At 66.0% G+C, this 1,413-nt stretch carries 1 protein-coding gene; it reads left to right on the top strand.

Translation table 11 applies throughout. The annotated features are described in order from the left end of the window. Positions 1-135 precede the first annotated feature (135 nt). Positions 136-1,413 (top strand): IS256 family transposase (locus tag CSQ99_RS30580; protein WP_099042697.1); only part of this gene is annotated, 1,278 nt, incomplete at its 3' end.

Below are 1,413 nucleotides of genomic sequence, written 5' to 3' on the forward strand. Positions count from 1 at the left end.
CGAGCAATGATCAGAACCTGTGGATGACCCTCGGTGGGGCGGCATGAAAGTGGGCGCACCTTCCCGGGGATGATCTGAAGTCCAAGGTTCTCTGATCAAGACCGGCGTTGACGCGCTGGTTGGGAAGGTACGCCCATGCTCACCGTAGTTCACGACACCGATGAGGCCAACGCCAATGACGGCGGTGGTCGGTCGTTGTTGGATGAGATCGTGCGCGACGGCGCCCGGCAGATGCTGGCCGCGGCGCTGAAGGCTGAGGTGGCCGCCTACATCGATGCCCACGCCGGTGAGCTCGATGAGAGCGGTCGCCGGCTGGTGGTCCGCAACGGCTCCCACGCCGGGCGTGAGGTGTTGACCGCCGCGGGCGCGGTGGCGGTGACCGCGCCGCGGGTCAACGACAAGCGTATCGACGCCGATACCGGTGAGCGGCAGCGGTTTTCCTCGGCGATCCTGCCGGCGTGGGCGCGCAAGTCCCCGCAGATGACTGAGGTGCTGCCGCTGCTGTACCTGCACGGCCTGTCGACCAGTGACTTCGGGCCGGCCTTGGAGCAGTTCCTCGGGTCCAGTGCCGGGCTCTCGGCGACGACGATCACACGGCTGACCAGCCAGTGGCAGGAGGAGGCCAAGGCCTTCGGGGCCCGGGATCTGTCGGGCACTGACTTCGTCTACCTGTGGGTCGACGGCATTCACCTCAAGGTCCGCCTCGAGCAGGAGAAGCTGTGCCTGTTGGTGATGATCGGGGTCCGCTCCGATGGCCGCAAGGAACTCGTCGCCCTGGCCGACGGGTATCGAGAATCGACCGAGTCGTGGGCCGATCTGCTGCGGTCGTGTCGCCGCCGCGGGATGATCGCCCCGGTGTTGGCCGTCGGTGACGGTGCACTGGGCTTTTGGAAGGCGATGCGCGAGGTGTTCCCGGCTACCCGCGAGCAGCGCTGCTGGTTTCACAAACAGGCCAATGTCCTTTCCTGCCTGCCCAAATCGGCGCAACCCGGTGCGGTCGCGGCGATGCGGGAGATCTACAACGCCGAGGACCTCGACCACGCGCAGGTCGCGATCAAGGCCTTCGAGATCGACTACGGCGCCAAGTACCCCAAGGCGGTCGCCAAGATCGTCGACGACGCCGACGTGCTGTTGGAGTTCTACAAATACCCAGCCGAACACTGGATCCACTTGCGCACCACGAATCCGATCGAATCAACCTTCGCCACCGTGCGATTGCGGACGAAGGTCACCAAGGGGCCGGGATCCCGCGCGGCCGGAATTGCCATGGCCTACAAGCTTATCGACGCCGCACAAGCCCGGTGGCGGGCAGTCAACGCACCCCACCTGGTCGCCCTCGTCCGTGCCGGCGCCGTCTTCCACAAAGGCAAGCTACTCGAACGCCCCGCCGACATCACACCGCCCGAGCCGGCC

The organism is Mycobacterium neglectum (assembly GCF_002591975.1).
GTDB classification, from domain to species: Bacteria; Actinomycetota; Actinomycetes; order Mycobacteriales; family Mycobacteriaceae; genus Mycobacterium; species Mycobacterium neglectum.